The organism is Candidatus Abyssobacteria bacterium SURF_5, assembly GCA_003598085.1.
GTDB lineage: Bacteria > Abyssobacteria > SURF-5 > SURF-5 > SURF-5 > SURF-5.
This window is the reverse complement of the sequence record QZKU01000134.1, coordinates 1-18347: the sequence shown is the minus strand read 5'-3', so window position 1 is coordinate 18347 and position 18347 is coordinate 1. Positions and strand designations below refer to the sequence as shown.

At 54.2% G+C, this 18347-nt stretch carries 15 protein-coding genes; 7 read left to right on the top strand and 8 right to left on the bottom strand.

Annotation, left to right across the window (positions count from 1 at the left end; translation table 11 throughout):
• Positions 1 to 61: 61 nt before the first annotated feature.
• Both thiE and C4520_20100 read right to left on the bottom strand, forming a co-directional pair.
• Entirely contained in the window at positions 62 to 751 is a 690-nt protein-coding gene (thiE, locus tag C4520_20105) for a thiamine phosphate synthase (protein ID RJP15566.1), read from the bottom strand.
• 44 nt (positions 752 to 795) lie between these two features.
• Complete coding sequence (locus C4520_20100) at positions 796 to 1095, bottom strand: integration host factor subunit beta (protein RJP15565.1); 300 nt, start codon at positions 1093 to 1095, stop codon at positions 796 to 798.
• 69 nt (positions 1096 to 1164) lie between these two features.
• Between C4520_20100 and C4520_20095 the strand changes: the two genes are divergently transcribed.
• From C4520_20095 to C4520_20075, 5 genes are all read left to right on the top strand, one after another.
• Positions 1165 to 1500, top strand: a complete 336-nt coding sequence (locus C4520_20095) for a hypothetical protein (GenBank protein RJP15564.1) — start codon at positions 1165 to 1167, stop codon at positions 1498 to 1500.
• A 73-nt stretch (positions 1501 to 1573) separates the two neighbouring features.
• The gene (locus C4520_20090; GenBank protein RJP15563.1) at positions 1574 to 2323 is read left to right on the top strand and encodes a glycosyltransferase family 2 protein; all 750 of its coding nucleotides are present in this window, start codon (positions 1574 to 1576) and stop codon (positions 2321 to 2323) included.
• Positions 2298 to 3197 carry a class I SAM-dependent methyltransferase gene (locus C4520_20085; GenBank protein ID RJP15562.1) on the top strand — a complete coding sequence of 300 codons (900 nt, stop codon included), beginning with the start codon at positions 2298 to 2300 and terminating at the stop codon, positions 3195 to 3197. The genes C4520_20090 and C4520_20085 overlap by 26 nt, the downstream gene beginning before the upstream one ends.
• Positions 3194 to 3934 carry a class I SAM-dependent methyltransferase gene (locus tag C4520_20080; protein ID RJP15561.1) on the top strand — a complete coding sequence of 247 codons (741 nt, stop codon included), beginning with the start codon at positions 3194 to 3196 and terminating at the stop codon, positions 3932 to 3934. The genes C4520_20085 and C4520_20080 overlap by 4 nt, the downstream gene beginning before the upstream one ends.
• Complete coding sequence (locus C4520_20075) at positions 3931 to 5577, top strand: hypothetical protein (protein ID RJP15560.1); 1647 nt, start codon at positions 3931 to 3933, stop codon at positions 5575 to 5577. The genes C4520_20080 and C4520_20075 overlap by 4 nt, the downstream gene beginning before the upstream one ends.
• Here C4520_20075 and C4520_20070 read toward each other — a convergent pair.
• From C4520_20070 to C4520_20045, 6 genes are all read right to left on the bottom strand, one after another.
• Entirely contained in the window at positions 5570 to 7417 is a 1848-nt protein-coding gene (locus C4520_20070) for a tetratricopeptide repeat protein (GenBank protein RJP15559.1), read from the bottom strand. The genes C4520_20075 and C4520_20070 overlap by 8 nt on opposite strands.
• A 106-nt stretch (positions 7418 to 7523) precedes the next feature.
• Positions 7524 to 9050 carry a colanic acid exporter gene (locus tag C4520_20065; GenBank protein RJP15558.1) on the bottom strand — a complete coding sequence of 509 codons (1527 nt, stop codon included), beginning with the start codon at positions 9048 to 9050 and terminating at the stop codon, positions 7524 to 7526.
• A 153-nt stretch (positions 9051 to 9203) separates the two neighbouring features.
• Positions 9204 to 10487, bottom strand: a complete 1284-nt coding sequence (locus tag C4520_20060; protein RJP15557.1) for a glycosyltransferase family 1 protein — start codon at positions 10485 to 10487, stop codon at positions 9204 to 9206.
• A complete protein-coding gene (locus C4520_20055; GenBank protein ID RJP15556.1) occupies positions 10427 to 11608 on the bottom strand; it encodes a glycosyltransferase family 4 protein in 1182 nt (393 codons plus the stop codon). The genes C4520_20060 and C4520_20055 overlap by 61 nt, the downstream gene beginning before the upstream one ends.
• Position 11609: 1 nt before the next feature.
• Complete coding sequence (locus C4520_20050; protein ID RJP15555.1) at positions 11610 to 12686, bottom strand: glycosyltransferase; 1077 nt, start codon at positions 12684 to 12686, stop codon at positions 11610 to 11612.
• Positions 12638 to 13897 carry a nucleotide sugar dehydrogenase gene (locus C4520_20045; GenBank protein ID RJP15554.1) on the bottom strand — a complete coding sequence of 420 codons (1260 nt, stop codon included), beginning with the start codon at positions 13895 to 13897 and terminating at the stop codon, positions 12638 to 12640. Before C4520_20045 ends, C4520_20050 begins: the two co-directional genes overlap by 49 nt.
• Positions 13898 to 14364: 467 nt before the next feature.
• Between C4520_20045 and C4520_20040 the strand changes: the two genes are divergently transcribed.
• Together C4520_20040 and C4520_20035 are read left to right on the top strand one after the other, a co-directional pair.
• Positions 14365 to 15972, top strand: coding sequence for a phospholipid carrier-dependent glycosyltransferase (locus tag C4520_20040; protein ID RJP15553.1), 1608 nt, complete (start codon positions 14365 to 14367; stop codon positions 15970 to 15972).
• Positions 15891 to 18233 carry a hypothetical protein gene (locus C4520_20035; GenBank protein ID RJP15552.1) on the top strand — a complete coding sequence of 781 codons (2343 nt, stop codon included), beginning with the start codon at positions 15891 to 15893 and terminating at the stop codon, positions 18231 to 18233. Before C4520_20040 ends, C4520_20035 begins: the two co-directional genes overlap by 82 nt.
• The last annotated feature ends 114 nt before the right edge of the window (positions 18234 to 18347 follow it).

Genomic DNA, 18347 nt, shown 5'->3' with positions numbered 1-18347 from the left:
AAAATGATTCAGTTGTCTCCGAGAGAAGGAAAAGATGAGGGAAGAACAACCAGCAGGGACTTCAATTCATTTCTCGGGCGGCCTTTGCGACAGCCACTCGTTCTTTCAAAACTTGTACGGCAATCGCGGGCTCCTTCGCCTGAATGACGCAGGAAGCGACGGCCACTCCGTCGGCGCCTGAACGAATTACTTCGGCCGCGTTCTCCAAGGTGATTCCGCCGATGGCGATCAACGGAATGGAGCCGATACTGGCTTTAATGTTGCGGATGCTATCGGTACCTACGACCGGGTCGGGATTTGCCTTTGTGGTCGTTGGAAAAACGGGTCCGATAGCCATATAACCCGGTTTAAGCCGTGCTGCCGCGACAGCTTGCTCCAGCGAGTGAGTTGAGACTCCCAGGATCATGTTCTCGGGCAGCAGTTTCTGTGCGGCTTCATACGGCAGATCATTCTGCCCGAGATGAATGCCGTCGGTTCGCAGTGCAAGCGCAATGTCCAGGTGATCGTTGACAAAGAGAGGAATCCTGAAACTGCGCGCGAGGGAAAGAAGCGGTTGGATGTCCTGATAATATTTTGCCTTTGAAAGGTTTTTGGCGCGGTATTGTATCGCCCCTGCTCCGGCATCCGAAAGATGCTTCATCAGCCTTCCGACATCGATGGAAGAGGAAGCGCAAAGGCCTTGATCGATGATCACATATACATCAAAGGAAGCAGTCGGTTCTGCAAAAACAAATCCACCGCGCACCACAATGCCTCTTGAACAGCGGGATACTCAGTTGGAGAATAGCAAAGTAGCTATTCTATAACGGGTTCGGAGCGGTTGTTCTCGACTTTCTCCTTAATGAGTTTGCCGGCCTTGAAGGTGGCTACGCGCTTCTCAGGAATCGGCACTTCTTCACCGGTCCTCGGATTGCGTCCGATGCGAGCGTCCCGTGTCTTCACCTCGAATACTCCGAAGTTCCTGATTTCGAGTCGTTTGCCTTGGGCGAGAGAATCGGTGATGATGTCGAAGGCGGCCTGGATCACTCGCGCCACGTCATTCTGCGTATATCCAAGCTGCTTGGCCACTTCAATGACCAGTTCCCGTTTCGTCATGAGAAAGTACTCCTTTCCTCTTTACTGTTCGTTCTCGGGATTCGGAGTCGGCGGTTTTTCCTTTTATCGATGGTGTGTGATATTGCATATTCCCAGAAACGCCCACCGCAGGAACGCCTCCTCAAAATCGCGCTAAGTATATCATACGACATTAAATATGTCAAATTATGTTGTGCAAATTATCTGGAAATTAGGGGAGGTCAAAGCGCGCCGCCGCACCGCTTTTTCGGAAACGAAAAACAGGGGAGACATTCGCTGAAGAAGGCTTTTACAAAGGGGGTAAAATCGAATCTGATTTTCGATAAGGTTTTTTGTTATTCGGAACTTACCGTGAAGCGCATGTGTTTAAGTGCGGCTTCGGCCCGTTTTCCCTTATTTGACACGCTTCCCTTGCCACAAGTATAATAATGACTGATTGTTCCAAAAATATTTCAGCAGCTTCTTTTCCATAGGATATCGTAGTCAAGCCTGCCGAACTATGCATGATATTCCGGATCTTTCCGTAGTCATTCCCGCCTATAATGAGGCCAGCCGAATCGGTCCGACGCTGGATGCAGTCAGCGCCTTTCTCGCCTCACAGATGACGCCGTATGAGATCATCGTTGTCAGCGACGGAAGCACGGATTCAACCATCCAGACAGTAAACACTTATGCAGCAAAGAACCAACGGATTCAGCTCACCGGGTACTCGCCGAACCGGGGCAAGGGATATGCAGTGAGGACCGGGATGTTGCAGGCGAAGGCGAATAATGTTCTTTTGACGGACGCCGATCTTGCGACGCCGATCGAGGATTTTGTGAAATTGCAGGATGTGGCAAGGAATGGCTGTGATGTCGTTGTGGGCTCCAGGGCGTTGGAGGAGTCGCAAGTGATCGGCTGGCGCCCGTGGTACAGGGTATTGAGCGGGAAAGTGTTCAACAAGATCGTTCAGCTCCTTACCGTGCCGGGGATTCACGATACCCAGTGCGGATTCAAGCTTTTCACCAACGGGTGCGCCGGCAGGATTTTTTCTCTTTCCAGAATCGATGGATTCGGATTCGATGTTGAGATTCTCTTTCTTGCCAAAAAACTTGGATTTCGCATTGAGGAAACGGCGGTTCGCTGGCAGAATTCGCCGTCCACGAAAGTGAGCGTGGTAAGAGATACGTTCCCGATGCTGCGCGAAGTCCTGCAGGTGCGGCTCAACGACAGGAAAAAGCTGTATGACCGGCCGTCAAATAATAATTGAGGATTCAGGTTGCGCCCTCTGCGGATGCTCCTCATCGCTTCCTTTGTATTCGGCGCTCCATATCGTCAGATGTCCCGAATGCGGCCTCATTCGAAATCGGCATCTTCCCAAATTTGAGCGGCTGAAACAGATATATACCGAGTCCTATTTCCGCAGCACCGATTCAGGCTCGCTCGGTTACGATGATTACATCGCCGACCGCGCCAAAATAACGAGGACATTTCAGCGGCGGCTCCGGGAGATCGAGCGCTGGATCGGACATAAAGGGAAGCTCCTTGACGTAGGCTGTGCTACCGGCTTTTCGTTGGAAGTCGCCATCGAGCGGGGTTGGGAAGCATTCGGCATCGAGCTCTCTGAATTTGCCTGCCGGTTCGCTCGTGACAATTTGCAGATCAAGATTCATTGCGGCTCAATGGCCGATGCGCAATTGGAACCGGCTGGCTTCGATGCGATCACCATGTGGGATTACATCGAGCACTGTCTTGATCCCCTGCGCGAGCTTCAACTTGCGAACAAGGCATTGAAACCGGGCGGGCTGATTGCGCTCACCACCCCCGACATCGCATCCTGGCCGGCACGCATCTCGGGAGCGCGCTGGATGGGCATCAAAGACGAGGAGCATCTGTATTATTTTACGCCCGTAACCATGAAGCGCCTTCTGCACCAGACGGGGTTTCAACCTGAGCGACTGGAACATGTCGGCAAGTACGTCGATGTCGGCTTTTTTGTCAAGAGGGCCGGCCTTTACAGTTCCTCAGTTGAAGGAATGCTTAAAAGGGCCGCCCATCTCTTTCGCCTTGCCAATCGGGTTCTCTACGTGAATCCGTTCGACATCATGTTGGTCTACGGGAAAAAGACTGGCGGAATCGAATGAATCCTGAGGAATACGCCCAGCTTTTCCGGCTCGGGGAAACCCACTGGTGGTTTATCGGAACGCGCGACATTCTCTTTTCCAGCGTCAGATTCGACAAAAAGGACGGGAATCTCATCCTGGACGCCGGCTGCGGGTCGGGACTGATGACGCGCCGATTCTCATGCGCCGGTCAGGTTTACGGAATAGACAAGAGCCTGGAGGCGCTTAAGCACTGCTCAAGCCTGGGGATCAAGCGCCTCTGCCAGGGGGACACGCTCGCGCTGCCGTTCAAGACCAGCGCGTTCGATTTGGTTGTCGCTGCCGATCTGCTCGAGCATTGCGAGGACGACGGTGCGGTTCTGAGGGAATTTCACCGGGTTATCGCAGACAACGGACGTCTGCTGGTAAGTGTGCCGGCATATAAAGCCCTGTGGAGTTCACATGATGTTTCCCTCCATCATAAGCGAAGGTACTCGAAACGCGAACTGATTGCGAAAATGCTTGATTCCGGCTATTTCATTCAACGCGCCAGCTACTTCAATACGACGCTCTTCCCTCTGGTAGCGATGATACGCCTGACGCTCGGCAAACTCCCGAACCGATCGGCAAGTATCAAATATCACGAGGATCGGCGGCTCCTCAATAAGATTCTGCTCGCGGTAATGAGGTTTGAGCGGCGCTTGCTCCAGCGCCTTGACTTGCCCTTCGGGTTGTCCCTCATGGTGGTGGCCTGCAAGACGCGGGAACAAACCAGATGAGGAAGCGGGCGCATATTTTCATCATCCTTTTACTCATCATTCTCGTGTTTTGTCTTTTCAGAAAGACGACGAGCCACAATTTCAATTCCGACGATTACCTGGTCCTCTATCATGCCTCGCAAACGGGATATACTCCCGCGGACGCGCTGAAGGAATTCACGCGGCCCTCGTGGGGATTGTATTACCGCCCCGCAATCACCTTATTTTTCGACCTTCTTGAAAGCCGCTTCAAGCTTGAGCCGGCGAAATATCATCTTGTCAGCCTGCTCTGTTATTCCGTTCTCTGTATCCAGGTCTATATGCTCGGTTTCCTGCTCTCGAAGAAGATGTTGGTCGCGGGGGGGGCCGCCATCATTTTCATGACAATGACCGTCCACGCGCAGGCGATTTTCTGGATTTCCAGCCTCAACGGCGTTGTCGAAAACATCTTTTCTCTGGCGGCGCTCATTGTGTTTATCCGGTGGCGGCAGAAGCCGAATACCTGGCTTTATGCCGGCTCCCTCGGGCTGTTTGTTTTTGCCTTGTTTCTGAAGGAATCAGCCGTTGCGCTTCCTATCATATTGATTCTGTACGACTCTTTGCTCGGTGGGACTTTCACTTTTCGGCAGGCTGCAAAGCGAAGCGCAAAAAGCACATGGCCCTTTGTTCTGCTGGGGATGCTGTTTGTGATCCTGCGCGGAATCATCATGAAGCAGGCCAACCTGCCTCCGTCGCTGACTTCTTTTCAAATAGCAACGTCGTTGCTTGGGCTCTGGCACGCGCTACTGATGACGTTTTCGCCGATCGACTGGGCGCTCGCGGTCAACTGGTTCAATAAGGGGCAAGCGGCCGGTATGTTTTTCTATGTTCTTGCGGGAGTTGCGCTGGTAGCGGTTGCAGGGGTTCCGTTGCTTCTGCGCAGGTACACGGCCGTTTTTCTGATCGGATGGATTCTTGCAGGCGCCATTCCGGTGGTGGCGCTGGGATTAGTTCCTTCGGAGAGGCATGTCGTCTTCTCTTCCGCCGGCGGGGCTGTGTTGATAGCCATTGTTTTTTGGAAATTTGCTGACAGGTTGTCTCGCAGATCGGTCGCCGCGTCGACCGCAATACTCGCGTTTCTTGTGCTTGCTTTCAGCGCAACGAGCTTCTCTTATTTGAATGAAAGGCGCGTGACGTGGAAAACAGCGTCCGACGCTGCGGCCCGCCTGGTCTGGCGAACAACCGCCGCCTACCCCGCGCCGGCCCCCGATACTACCTTCTTCTTCTTGAACGTGCCCGACACGTACGACGGCGCATTCATCTTCAGGTTCGACAACCTCTCCTATGCTCTGCGGCTGGCTTATAACGATCCGTCACTGCGGGCGGTACGTATTATCCTGCCTGATCAAGTGACGCCCGGTATGCTGGCAAACCCCGCCTACGCCTATTTCAGGATTTCGGCAATGGGCGGGAATGTTTATCTTGGACAGTCTGCTCAAGCCGTGTCTGCGCCGGAATATGTGCCTCTCCTGGGTCTGCCTTATCTCAGACCGAATATTTCTTATATAAGCAATTGGTCCGAATACAGAAATTCTCCTTTTCTCGTCTACCGGCCGGGACATTTGATTCCAGAAACGCCGGAACATTTAAAGGTAATCCTGCAGGGTCTATATTCGCTCAATTAGTGCGGAGGGATGAGGAGTCAGGCGTTGAAGATGTTTTAGAAGCCTTCGCCTTTTGCAGTCTCGCGTGCAACTGCCTCGTGTCAAATCCCAGGGATGAGAGCCGCTGCAAGTCCTCCGCCGCCAGCTCATATCGCTCTTGTTGCATGTACAACTCGATCCTGTCAACAAGAGCGGGCACCAAGTCGGGCTGGTCGCGCAGGGCGAGATTCAGATGCTTCATCGCCAGATCGTATTCGCCCAATTCCAGGTAAATGCGTCCCAATGCCCCATTGGACACAGCGAGATGTGGGTCCAGCTCCAGAGCAGCCGTATGCTCGGCGATCGCGCGATCAAATCGTTTCTGATGGTAGTACGCGAGCGCCAGGTTGAAGCGGGTGGCGCTGAAGATGGGGTTTGCGGTCTTCGATTCTTCCAGCGCACGGATCGCTTCGAGATACGATCCCTTTTTCAGGAAAGCCACGCCGAGGTTGTAAAGAACGCGGTAATTGCCGGGGTCGATTTCAAGAGCCTCGCGATACATGTCGATGGCCGGGTTCAGTTGTCCTTCATTTTCCAGTACGGCGCCGATTGCGAGGCGGGCATCTACACTCCTCGGGTTCACCAAGAGCGTTCGGGAGAAAAGGGACTGGGTGTCTCGCCAGTCGGTGTTGCGGCGGATCGTCAGTATCGTGAAGAGGATGATCAGGGCGATCATGGGCGTCAGTGCAAGGCGGCGGTAAGAAGGGCTCCCTTTGCCGGCCATTACAGTGACCGGATACATACAAGCGATTCCGATCAAAGCGGCGATCCCGATTGAGGGCGTGTGCATATACCTATCCACCAGCATCGCCGCCGTCGGGATTATGTTCGATGTCGGCAGGAACGTCATGAAGAACCACGCGAAACAGAAAGCGAGCGCGCGCTTCCCGCGGGCAAAAAGGGCAATCGTCATTACGACAACGGCGAGCAGCGCCAGGAACGGAATCCAGAAGCGTGCGTCTGCAAGAGAGGTGATGCGCAGGATCTCGTAATGCGTGCTCAGGTGATAGGGAACGAGCATGAGGCGAACGTAGCGCCAAACCACCAACGGCATGCTCAGCCAGACATGCCCCGCCACTGGCCGCCCGATTTCCTCAAGGCTTGCCAGGGCATCGCCGTGCTGCGGTCCCATTTGCGGCTGCAGGAAATTCAATCCGATGACGATCCCAACGAGCATGAAATGGGGAAGCAGCCATGCCGCCTTCCTTTTCCATTCAGCCGCATCCGGCCAGCCGTCTCTGCAAATTTGGACGAGCAGGATGCAAAGCGGGAGGGTTACCGCCGTCAGTTTCGAGAGAAGCGCTCCAGCGGCTGCCGCCAAAGAGGCGGCATAGAGTATCCTGTTTTTTCGCAGAGAGGACTCATCATAGAGCAGGATCGCGAGCAGGAAGAAAGCGAGCGAGAGGACGTCCTTTCGGGACGACATCCAGGCGACACTCTCCACATGGATCGGCATGACGGCGAAGATGGCGGCCGAAACGGCGGCGGTCCGGGCATCCATCACCCGGCGCAGCAGCAGCCACACGAGAACCACCGAAATCGAGTTCAAAATCGTGTTCGTTAGATGAAACCCGAACGGCTGTGGTCCCCACACCGCATAATCAATTGCATACGATAATGCGCGGAGCGGCTGATAGTTTCCCCTGAGTCTGGGAGTGAACATCCGCTTTATATTGTCGGCGGACAAGCTTCGGATTTGCTCGTTCGCCTGAATCAGATTCTGATCGTCATACCCGACGAAGTCGTTACTGAAGGTGTTCAGGTACGGCAGGACGGAAAGTATCAACAGAAAGGCGACTGTCTTTGCCGTAGTGCTCTTCATGTCAACAGCTCATCCTGTCTGGAGAGCCCCGTGTGCCTCTGTTTAAGACAAATTTCCGGATCATGCGCCACATTCCGCAGTGTTTCATTCGTGTCGTGTGCTGGAATCACGAGTGGACGGCAAGGTCGGCCGTTTTTCCGTATCGCAACCGCCACTGCTCCGCAACCAGTTCCCTGACTTCAAGATATGCTCTCACTTTGAGGAAGTGGATAACCAGCATATATACCGCCGCGCCGAGGGGCACTTGCACCGCGACCCGCAGCCAGTAATTTGATTCCGGCAGGGCAAGTCCCGCCAGAAAGACGGCTCCAGCCATGATGGCGGAGCAGAGGAAAATGGAGGCCACATTCGAAAGAACCTCTGTGGCTCGCATGCCTATCAGCCGGCCGACAATGGTCCAACTCGGATACCACAGGATGAAATATAAGGAAAAAGTCCATGCCGCGGCGACGCCGGCGGCTCCCCATCGCAGGCCGACAATGATCGAGAGGAACCTCACGATTCCCACGAGAATCTCCCAACGGAGCTGGATATCGGTTCTGCCCTGGGAGAGATAAATCCATCCGCTCGTCGTCAGTATCGAGCGGCCCATCGCCTCGACGCAAAAAATCTGGATGATGATGATTGCGGCCTCCCATTTCTGTCCAAAAACCGCCAGGGTGAACGGTCGGGCAATGACAAGCAGCCCCATCATCATCGGGAACGTAAGGAGGGCGATCGTGCGGTTTCCGCGGAGAAAGAACTGTTTAACCCGTCTCTTATCGTGTTGAATCGCGGAGAGCGCAGGGAACATTACCTTGTCCAGAACCCAGGAGCCCAGCACCAGCGGGAGTATTCTGAATTCGTAGGCTCGCCCATATATCCCGAGGGCTGCTGCACTGATGAATTTTCCGATGAGCAGATTATCGGCGTTCGAGGTCCAGTAATTGAGCACCCTGAAGCCGACGAGGTTGGCGCTGAATCCAAATAGCTCTCTGATTGCCTGTGTGTCCCATTCAAATTTCGGTCTCCATCGCGAAAGCCGCCACATGAGCAGGACCTGTATCGATGCCATGATCAAAAGGTTGGCCACAAGGCTCCACACTCCGAAACCCGTGAGCGCCATGCCGACTGCAATAAGGCCGGCGACGAAAACAGCCGCCACATTGATGATCGCCAACCGCCGGAAATCCATGCTCTTGTTCAGCAGGGCATGCTGCACTACTTTGAGAGAGCTGATCGCGAAAGAGAGCGCGACGACGGATGTAAGGGGGATGAGGGCCGGCTCGTTGTACAAACGGGCGATCAGCGGCGATGCGGCGATAAAAAGCACGGTGAATGCGAATCCCGTGACAACATTCAACCAGAAGACGGAATTGAGGTGTCGTTCTTCGATATCCTGGCGCTGAATAAGGGCAGAACCGAACCCGAATTCGTTTATCAGCACGGCAAACCCGGTGAATACGGTCACCATTCCGATGAGGCCGAAATCCTTCGGCGTCAGCAAACGCGCCAGCAGCACCGTTACCAGAAACCAGGCCGTCAACTGGCCGAATTGCATGAGGGCGCTCCAGATGACACCGGTTATGGTCTTCTGGCGAAGTCCATCGGATTCTCGCATACGGGCGGGAAAATCCTCTCTTAGTTGAGCCATGAGTCAGGTTTCAGCGCCGGCGCCTTTGTGGGTGGCCCTGCATGAGATGGTGGGCCGCAGTCCCGGGTGAAAAAATGCTCTTTGATAACGGCTTTTCCTTTACGGTCTACCGTCGTGTTCAGCGTGCCCTTCGTGCGACTCAAAGATTGCTTCTCAGTCCGCATGCGGTTTGTTTACTCCCGTCGTTTGATCGCAGATTTCGGCGACCCGCTTGGCCGAGTTCTCCCATGTGTAGTCTGCGACCTTTGCGGGAGCGTTTTCGCGCTGAGCGAGGCGGCCATCCATGTCTGCAAGCACGCTCAGCAGCGCCGATGCGAGCGCCTGTGGATTGGACGGTTCAACCAATGTCAGCAGGCCGTCTTTGCGGAGATTATCGATTCCGGGAATATCCGAGCAGACAACCGGTTTCCCGCACGCGAGATATTCGTAAATCTTTATCGGGCAATTCGGAATGTCGCGGGTGTACGGCGCCACGCAGACATCGGCTACATTGATGTAGTGCGCCAGCGACGGGTACGGAACTTGTCCTACAAACTTGAATTTATCAGCAACCTTCAGTTCTTCCGCGAGTTTCAGACACGTATCATAGGTGGGGCCCCTGCCGATGATCATGAACCTCACCGCAGGGTTTTTCTCCACGACAGCCGGCGCGCATCTCACCAGATACTCGACTCCCTGCCAGAGCGACAGGTTCCCGACATAGGCAATGATATCGTCGCTCTCATCGAATCCCAGGCGCGCCCTCAGGTCAAATACCTCTTTGTAATCAAGAAACGGGTGAAACAGCTTCCTGTTGACGCCGTTATTGACCGTGATGAACTTATCCGCGAGCTGAGGGTAGCGCTTGCAATAGAAGTTTCTGATCGAATCGGTCACGCAGATGACCGAGTGCGCATTGATGAATGCCAGTTTGTCCAGTGTCTCCAACAGCTTCACATACATCCAATTGAGAAAATAGTCGCCATGCATCTTCCGCTGTTCGCTTGTAAGACCATTCACCTCATATACGATCGGCTTGCGCAGGAATCTCGAAGGCAGGAACGCCAGCAGCATCGAGAAGCGATCCCGTGTATACAAAAGATCTGACTTCCCAAGATACCGGAGGATAAAATATGCGCCGCGCATCATCGAGAGCAGCAACTGGAGCAGCCTCATGAAATCGCCTGGAGGCTTGGGTGATCTGCTCACGCAGTGGAACAGCGGGTCCTTCCAACCCTTGTGGTTTCCGCTGCGCCTTGCAACCAGGCGCACACGATATCCCATGCGCCGCAAGTTAGCTGTCAATTCGCCAACGTGTGTGCTGTCTCCCTGGTAAACCCCCATGTCCACCGTGAGCGCGAGGAACAGTACGTTCAATCGTTCTCCTTGAACCGCGCTCATTGCCGAGCCAAAATTCTCTCGTACAGATTCAGCAGCTTGTCGACGTTCAAATTCCATTGGGCCCTCTGTTGAACAATCCGAGTATTGATTTCGCGTGCCGTTTTCCTCAGATCGGGCTGCGTCAGGCACAGTTCCAGCTTATCCGCCAGCGCTTCTGCATTTCCGGGAGCGAAAAGAAAACCGTTTCTCCCATCATGTATCCATTCCCGGTTGGCGGGAATATCCGCGACAACAGGCACGGCGCCACATGCCATTGCCTCCAAGAGCGATACGGAAGCGCCATCGGAGAGCGCGGTCGAAACGTACGCCGCCGTTTTCCGCAGATACTTCGGCATCTGCTCGTGAGGGATCTCGCCAAGAAACGTCAACTTCCCGGAGACGCCCAGTTTCTCGGCGAGCTGGGAAAGCGCTTCCCGCTGCGGGCCTTTGCCGGCTATGCAGATGCTTGCTTCCGGCACTCTCTGCAGGATGAGAGGGGTCGCCCGTACCAGCAGTTCGAGGTCATAAATGGGATACAGGCTTCGGTTGCTGAATATGAGCGTTTCGGTCGCGCACGCCTCCGCGCCTTCGCCGTTCGGTGTGAAAGATTCAGTCGGCACGCTCATCGGGAACGCAAGGATGTCATCGCGCCGGACATCGAGGTTCCGGATTTCGGCGGTCACGTGCTCGGCGACCGACGTGACTGCGTCCGCACGCTCCAAAACATGCCGCGCTATCCTTCTGAGAAGAAAGCTCCTCTTTGGCATGACAAGGATATCCGAGCCGTGCGCGGTTACCACGACGGGTTTCCGGGTGAGTCTTCCGGCGATGAGCGCAATCAAGCCTGCCGGCATAACCCAATGAGCATGGATCAGGTCGCACTTTTGCGATTGACGCGCCGCTTTGATGATGCCGGAGACCATGTATCCTGTCAGGCGGAAGACCGGCATCCTGTCATATTCGACCAGCAATTTTCCACCGAGGAATGAGGAGAATCGAAAAACTTCGACCGCCTCTTCTCGCTCGTGGCGGCGGCTCTCGGCGTACACTTTCGGGGCAACGACGGCGACCGTCCAGTTTCTCTGAGAGAGCAGTCGTGCGAGGTCGCGCATGAATACGGCGCGGCTGGATTCCGGGAAATCGGGATACGTGTTGGTGATGAGGCAAACTGAGCGGCTTTGGCGCCTGGATTCTTCCACGTCAGAGCGTTCCGTCCGTAATCTTTCGCTCCAGCCTCCGGTTCTCCATCTGGACCCGATAGATCTCCTTTCGGAGTTGAGCGATCTGGGTGCCGATGAGACCAAGCGATACAAACTGCAATCCTCCAATGATCAGGATGATCAGCAGCGTCATGAGGGGGCGATCGGGATTCAAAGACCCTCGCGAAAACTCGGCCAGCAGATACAGCCCGATAACAAGGGCGCCCGCCAAAAACACCAATCCGATCAGCCCCAGCAGAAAAAGCGGTTTTTCGAAATATGAAAAAGCGAGATGCGAGGCGGCGGTTTTGCCGAATTTGAACTTTGATTTCCCGCTTCCTCGCGATCTCAGTACTGCAGGAATTTCCTTCACCCGATATCCGAGCGCCAGCGCCTTTGAAAGGATCTCGAGGTGGATCTGTTTGCCGTCTGACTCGAGTTCCAACGAATCGATAACCTCCCGCCGATATGCCCTGAACATCTGCGTCACCATCTTGAAACCGCCGGGGATCACGAAGCTGAGAATGAAGTTTCCCATGCGGCTGATCATCAGGCGAATAGGGGCAACGCCCACGGCCCGACCGCCTTCCGCGTAGGAGGAAGCCAGCACCATATCAGCGGCGCCTTCCTCGAGCACCCTTAGCATTTGGGGCATGAGCGAGGCGTCCCAGCTCAGGTCCGATTCGATGGTGATGATATATCGTCCGCGCGCCGCGGCAAAGCCGGTCCTCAGCGCTTTTCCCCGGCCGCGATTGGGCCGGTACGACAGCAGCTTAACATGCGAGCGCTCTCGCGCGATCTGTTCGGCAATCTGTTGAGTCTTGTCAGTCGAGCCGTCGTTTACCAGAATAAGCTCCCACGCGATTCCAACTCCGGCCATAACCGTATCTATCGTATCGACGGTTGCCGCAATATTCGATTCCTCATTGAACATGGGGGAGACAACACTGCAATAGATGCCGCCGTCCGATGCGCGTTCGTTCACGGCTTTTTCCGCCGGGGACTGAGATTTGACATCTGCGTGCATTACTACATCTTCTTTCGAAAGAGGTAAAAGTCGAATCCCGCCTCTTTCCATTTGGCTGAATCGAGGCAGTTTCTGGTATCAATGACCACGCGCTTGCGCATCTTCTTGCCAATGACGTGTGGATCGAGATATTTGAACTCTTTGTGGTCGGTGAGGAGTAAAATCGCGTCGGCGCCGGTAACCGACTGTTCAAGGCTGTCGAGCTCGCAGGTGAAGTTGCGGACATGAAAATCGAACACGCCAAGTCTGTAATTTTTGCTTTGCAGATCGGCAATAATATGTAACGCCGGCGTCTCGCGCGTATCATCCACGTTTCCCTTGTAGGCGACCCCCCAAATGCTTATCTTGGCGCCGTTGTTCCCGCCGACAATATCCTCAACGATGGCAGCGATGCGGTCGGGAGCCGAATCGTTTATTTTGCGCGCGTACCGGATCAGGTTGCCTGCGTCTTTCGATCTTTCCACGATGAACCAGGGATCGACAGGGATGCAGTGGCCGCCCACCCCGGGACCCGGCTGGTGGACTTTCACGCGCGAGTGACGGTTCGCGAGCGACACGATTTCAAAGATATCGGCGCCGTTCTCGGCGGCCAATTGGGCCAGTTCATTGGCAAGGGCTATGTTGACGTCGCGGAACGTGTTCTCGGTCAGTTTGACCATTTCGGCGGTGGTGGCGTCGGTCAGAAAGATCTCACCTTCAACAAACGCTTTGTAAAGATCCCTCGCCTTTTCGGCGCACGGTTTCGTTATGCCGCCGACCACCCGGTCATTTGTGACGAGTTCGCTGAACACGTTGCCCGGCAGCACGCGCTCCGGGCTGTGGGCCACATGGAAATCCACGCCCGGCTTGAGCTTCGACTCGGCAAGAATCGTGCAGAGCATTCCGGCGGTCGTGCCCGGCGGAACGGTTGATTCGAGGATCACAAGATTTTGCGGAGCGAGGACGGGCGCTATCGAGCGGCCCGCTTTTTCTACGCAGGTCAAATCGGCGCGTTTGTCGGAGGTCAACGGAGTCGGAACAGAGATAATGAAAACATCGGCCGGTTCGACGGTGGGCCGCGTCACCAGGTTTTGGCTGTTGATGGCTGCCTGAAGCATTGTCTTCAGGCCGGCTTCCTCGATATGGACTTCTCCCTTGCCGATCGCCTCGACCAGGCCGGGCTTCACATCGACACCGACGACTTTGTGGCCTTGCACTGCAAACATGCATGCCGTCGGCAGTCCCACGTAGCCGAGACCGAGCACGCATATTTTCTTTGGCATGGTTCCTTCTTTTTCCGGAAAGGAATCAAAAAGAATCGGCGGGGGTTGTGATGCTGCACCGCAGCCCGAGCCACCGCCGTCACCCGTCGCAGACCTGCTCCCTTACGACTTGGAAATCAACATCAAGAATGCGAGAAATCAGCATTCCAAGAATAGGTTTTGGTTGAATATTATCATATCAAAGTTGCTCATGTCAAGGACTTGGAGAGATCTCAGCGGAAGCTCACTCCAACAGGCGGAGGAAATTATGCGTGCTCGATGATGGCTTGACTTTTAGCGGATATTTACGCTAATGTTGATCTGAGTCCAGCAGCAGGAAAATTCAAGAAATAATCTGCTACCTCCCGTACCGGATCATGTTTCATCCTGTTTATCAGGAATCGGGTATTGATGTGTTTTTGGTTAAATCCTACTTTCTCTTTCTTTTTTAGAACAATCCGCTATTTCTCCGGCCGGCAAACTGTATCATGATCGTTCCTCCCGTACAAAAATCCGGAAAGATCATGTTGCTGAAGAAGGCGCTGCGGCAAGATACTGTTGCGCTCGCAATTCATGCCGCCCTCTGTATATTTGCCGCTTTTCTATGGGGAAAACTGGCGCTTGTGGATGCCCCTTTCGTTTATCATCCGGATGAGCCGGATGTTGTAGCTCGGTCGGTCCACATGATCCTGTCGGGCGACCTGAATCCGCACTGGTTCCATTATCCTTCGCTTCTGTTTTATATCAATGCAGCCGCCTACAGACTGCTGGACCTCTTTATCGGCCTGCCGCTCGAGCACGGCCTCGCCATGGGAGTCCGCGGCATCGATCCAAACGCGTTCGTTCTGTATCAATGGGGACGCTTCATCACCGTCTGCTTTTCTCTCGGAACCCTGTTTCTGCTGCTGCGCTTGACATCGCGGCTTACGACGCCGCTGCTGGCCTGCGTCGCGGGCTTCACTTTTGTTGGAAGCAAGCTGGTTGTTGAAAATGCCGCGAGCATTACCGTGGATATGCCGGTGACATTCTTCGCGCTTGCGTCGCTCTTCATGATGGTCAAATTTGCGGATAGCAAAGAAGGCGGACAGCCGAAAGAGCGATATTTCTGGGCTGCAATGGTACTGGGCGGCCTGGCTGCGGGCGTAAAATATAATGGAGCGGCCGTTCTTTTTGCGGCTCCAATTCTGCTGTGGATTGTGAAAACGCCGTTTTCGAAGAGTTTCCGGCTGCTTGCGCTTGGGGCTCTGCTTTCCATTTGCGTCTTTTTCGCAACCACTCCTTACGCTCTGCTCGATATGAAAACATTTCTGGATCCTCATATCGGCATGATCTACGATTTTCGCCATTACTCGTCAGGTCATCCGGGAGCGGATGAGGGGATTACCTTTTTCAAGGTGACAAGTGATCTGTTCAAGCAACATTCTGTTCTGGTCATATTTGCCTTGGTGTCGCCTGCGTCGTTCAAACAGAAGAACTTCCGCAATTCGCTTGCGCTGATGGGTTTTTGTCTTATCCTGTTTCTCGGGATGGTCAGTATGGCCAGAGTGTACTTCAGCCGCAATATTCTCATGGCGATTCCAATCGCGGATTGTCTGGTGGTAGTCGGGCTCGGGGCGATTCTTAATTGGATATCATCAAGAAGAGGCGAGCGGGGGAGGGCTTCATCAACATATCTTTCTGCTCTTGCTGTTCTGATGGCGGGGGCCATGGCACTATATTCCGCCTTTGCAATCTTGCGGGAGCAAGAGCTGCCGGATACCCGAACAGAAGCCTATGAATGGCTTGTTGAAAATGTTCCCGCAAGCAGCCGCATTTTGTACGAGGCGTACTGCCCTCAACTTTACTATTCGGGCAAACTTGACGCGGGCTATGTGTGGACTGTATCTGATTTGTCAATTAGACAGATTCGAAAAGATTACGACCTTATCGTCATCAGCGAGATGCAGTGGGCAAGATATCAGGATCAGCGCTTCAAGACGTACCAGTACGTTTTCGATCTTCCACTCCTGAAAGAATGGATTTCCGACAGAGGCAAGAATCGCGGACCAACCCTGCGCGTGTACTCGACCGGGAGGAGCGGTTATGCCAACCGATGAAGACGCCGGCAGGAAGGGCTGTTATCGTGCCGGTCTCTAATGAAAAGAAACAAAGCTCGTCAATTCAGATGATCGCAGAGCAGCGTCTTCAACTGCCGCCAAGGCGTTTTTTTCATACCGGCGAGAACCGCCTTTTCCTCCTCGGGTTGGCGTCGGCAGGTCTCCTTCTTGTCTTGATTGCGCTTCCCTTGTTCAGGGGAACCGTGTACGAGTTCGATGACCTCAACAACTACCACCTCCCTTTTCGCTATTTTTATGCGCAGTGTCTGAAAGCGGGCGACAACTTCACGTGGGTCCCCAGCGTCTATTGCGGATATTATCTGCATGGTGAAGGACAGGTGGGTATGTTTCACCCGCTTCATCTCCTTCTTTACCGGTTTCTGCCCCTCGACATCGCGTACAATCTGGAGCTGTTCCTCAGTTATCCGTTCATGCTGGCCGGAATGTTTTTCTTCCTGCGCCGCTGGAACCTGCCGCGCGACGCCTCGATGCTCGGGGCTCTTGTTTTCGCCTTCTCCGGGTTTACCGTATTGCATTATGTCCATATGAACGTTGTCGCGGTCGCCTCACATATCCCATGGATGCTGCTGGCAATTGACATGGTGGTGCGAAGCCCCAGTACCCGAAAGAGGAGCGTTTTCGCGTTCGGATTAGCGCTGCTGACGGGTTCCCAACTGCTGCTGGGAAATCCGCAGGCATTCTGGTACTCTTCGCTAACTGAGGTACTGTATGCGCTCTTATTGATTCGGCCGTGGAACGATATTCCGGCTTATGTAAGGCTTGGGACGGCGAAGGCATTGGGCGCGGCAATAGGAGCGATTCAGGTGCTGGCGCATAGGGAGGGCGTCGCGGCTTCATTCAGAGATATTCCCTCACTGGACTTTCTCATGTGGCCGTCGGTTCGCCCCGTTCATCTCCTTCAGATAGCGGCGCCTTATTTTTTCAATGAATCCGTTTTCGAATACATCGGGTACGGTTTGAAGGCCTACAACGGCGCGGTGCCCCTGGTTCTCGTCGTTTTCCTTCTCCTTCGTCTGCCGCAAGTGGGGCCTCTCAAAAAGCTGGCGGCCGGAGTTTTGTTTCTCAACCTCGTCTCGATCCTAATGGCCATGGGGAAATACGGATATGTTTACCGTTTGCAGACATTTCTGCCGATTGTCGGACTCTTCCGCGAGCCGAACAGATATATTCTCCTGTTTCATTTGACTATGTCGATTGGCGCCGCAATCGCCTTCGCCACGGTATCGGCGCTTGTGCGGGATGGCGGAAGGACACCGTGGCGGGCCCTCTCACCGCTTTTGTTAGTGCCGCTGGTTTCCATCTTGCCTTACTTGCTCGCGCTCATCGGAAGAACCGTCGATTCTCCCAGCCTTCTTCAATATTTTGTTCTCGGGATGAGCGCGAAAATAAACATGCTTATTGCAGGACCGCTGATCATGATTTCGGCCACGGCGCTCGTGTTGTTGGCGGCGCGCGGAAAGGATATCGCGATCTTCGGATTGATCCTGCTGGCGGCTGTTGATCTGCTGTTCTACGGCGTGAATTCCACAATCGGGAGCGACGGGATTCGCCCTATTGATAATATCCTCAAATCATTTCCCACTCCTGGCGCTAACCCGGGGCAGTACCGGGTTCAGTCGGACGATGTCATCCTTATTATGAAGGGACTGAATCTCGCCGACGGGTACGCCGGCTTACCGCCGAAACGAGAGCTCCAACCTCTCGACAAGAGTCGATTGAGGCTAGCAGGCGCGCAATGGATCATGAGCAAAACCCCGAAATATTCCGGGGGGAGGTCTTTCGGCATGACTCTTCCCAAACCTCTCCCGCGGGTAAGGCTGGTGACAAAAGCGGTCGTAAGCGAGAACATACAGCAGGATATCGACAAGATCGACATTGCCTCAACGGCTCTGGTCGACCACGACATCGGCTTGCAGGAAGGATCGCCCGGTTCCGCGACTATTATTTCTGACAGGCCGGGTAGAATCAGCATTGCCGCACAGTCAAACAACAAACAGCTCCTCGTGCTGTCCGAGAGTTATCATCGCGGATGGCAGGCGAAAGTTGACGGAAAGCGCCTTCCTGTTCTGCGGGTTTACGGCGATTTCATGGGATGCATCGTCGATGACGGAAATCACGTGGTGGACTTTGTATTCCGCCCCAAAAGCCTGATAATCGGCGCGTGGGTGTCACTTACCGGCATAACTGCTGCGCTCCTTCTTTTCCTCATCTCCCTGAGAGGTACCCGCCCCTCCAAGTAAGAGCGAAAATATGGAAAATATGGGGACAGAGAGACTGTCCGACGGTTATCATTTTAAGAGCAGCTTCTTTAAGTAAGAACTTCTTTTCATGGGTAGTCAAGTTGCGAACACTAA

Excerpts from the sequence above, each read along its gene's own strand:
- C4520_20100 (RJP15565.1), bottom strand. The coding sequence starts at position 1,095 with ATGACGAAACGGGAACTGGTCATTGAAGTGGCCAAGCAGCTTGGATAT.
- C4520_20095 (RJP15564.1), top strand. The coding sequence starts at position 1,165 with ATGGTGTGTGATATTGCATATTCCCAGAAACGCCCACCGCAGGAACGC.
- C4520_20090 (RJP15563.1), top strand. The coding sequence starts at position 1,574 with ATGCATGATATTCCGGATCTTTCCGTAGTCATTCCCGCCTATAATGAG.
- C4520_20085 (RJP15562.1), top strand. The coding sequence starts at position 2,298 with ATGACCGGCCGTCAAATAATAATTGAGGATTCAGGTTGCGCCCTCTGC.
- C4520_20080 (RJP15561.1), top strand. The coding sequence starts at position 3,194 with ATGAATCCTGAGGAATACGCCCAGCTTTTCCGGCTCGGGGAAACCCAC.
- C4520_20075 (RJP15560.1), top strand. The coding sequence starts at position 3,931 with ATGAGGAAGCGGGCGCATATTTTCATCATCCTTTTACTCATCATTCTC.
- C4520_20070 (RJP15559.1), bottom strand. The coding sequence starts at position 7,417 with ATGAAGAGCACTACGGCAAAGACAGTCGCCTTTCTGTTGATACTTTCC.
- C4520_20065 (RJP15558.1), bottom strand. The coding sequence starts at position 9,050 with ATGGCTCAACTAAGAGAGGATTTTCCCGCCCGTATGCGAGAATCCGAT.
- C4520_20060 (RJP15557.1), bottom strand. The coding sequence starts at position 10,487 with ATGGAATTTGAACGTCGACAAGCTGCTGAATCTGTACGAGAGAATTTT.
- C4520_20050 (RJP15555.1), bottom strand. The coding sequence starts at position 12,686 with ATGGAAAGAGGCGGGATTCGACTTTTACCTCTTTCGAAAGAAGATGTA.
- C4520_20045 (RJP15554.1), bottom strand. The coding sequence starts at position 13,897 with ATGCCAAAGAAAATATGCGTGCTCGGTCTCGGCTACGTGGGACTGCCG.
- C4520_20040 (RJP15553.1), top strand. The coding sequence starts at position 14,365 with ATGATCGTTCCTCCCGTACAAAAATCCGGAAAGATCATGTTGCTGAAG.
- C4520_20035 (RJP15552.1), top strand. The coding sequence starts at position 15,891 with ATGGATTTCCGACAGAGGCAAGAATCGCGGACCAACCCTGCGCGTGTA.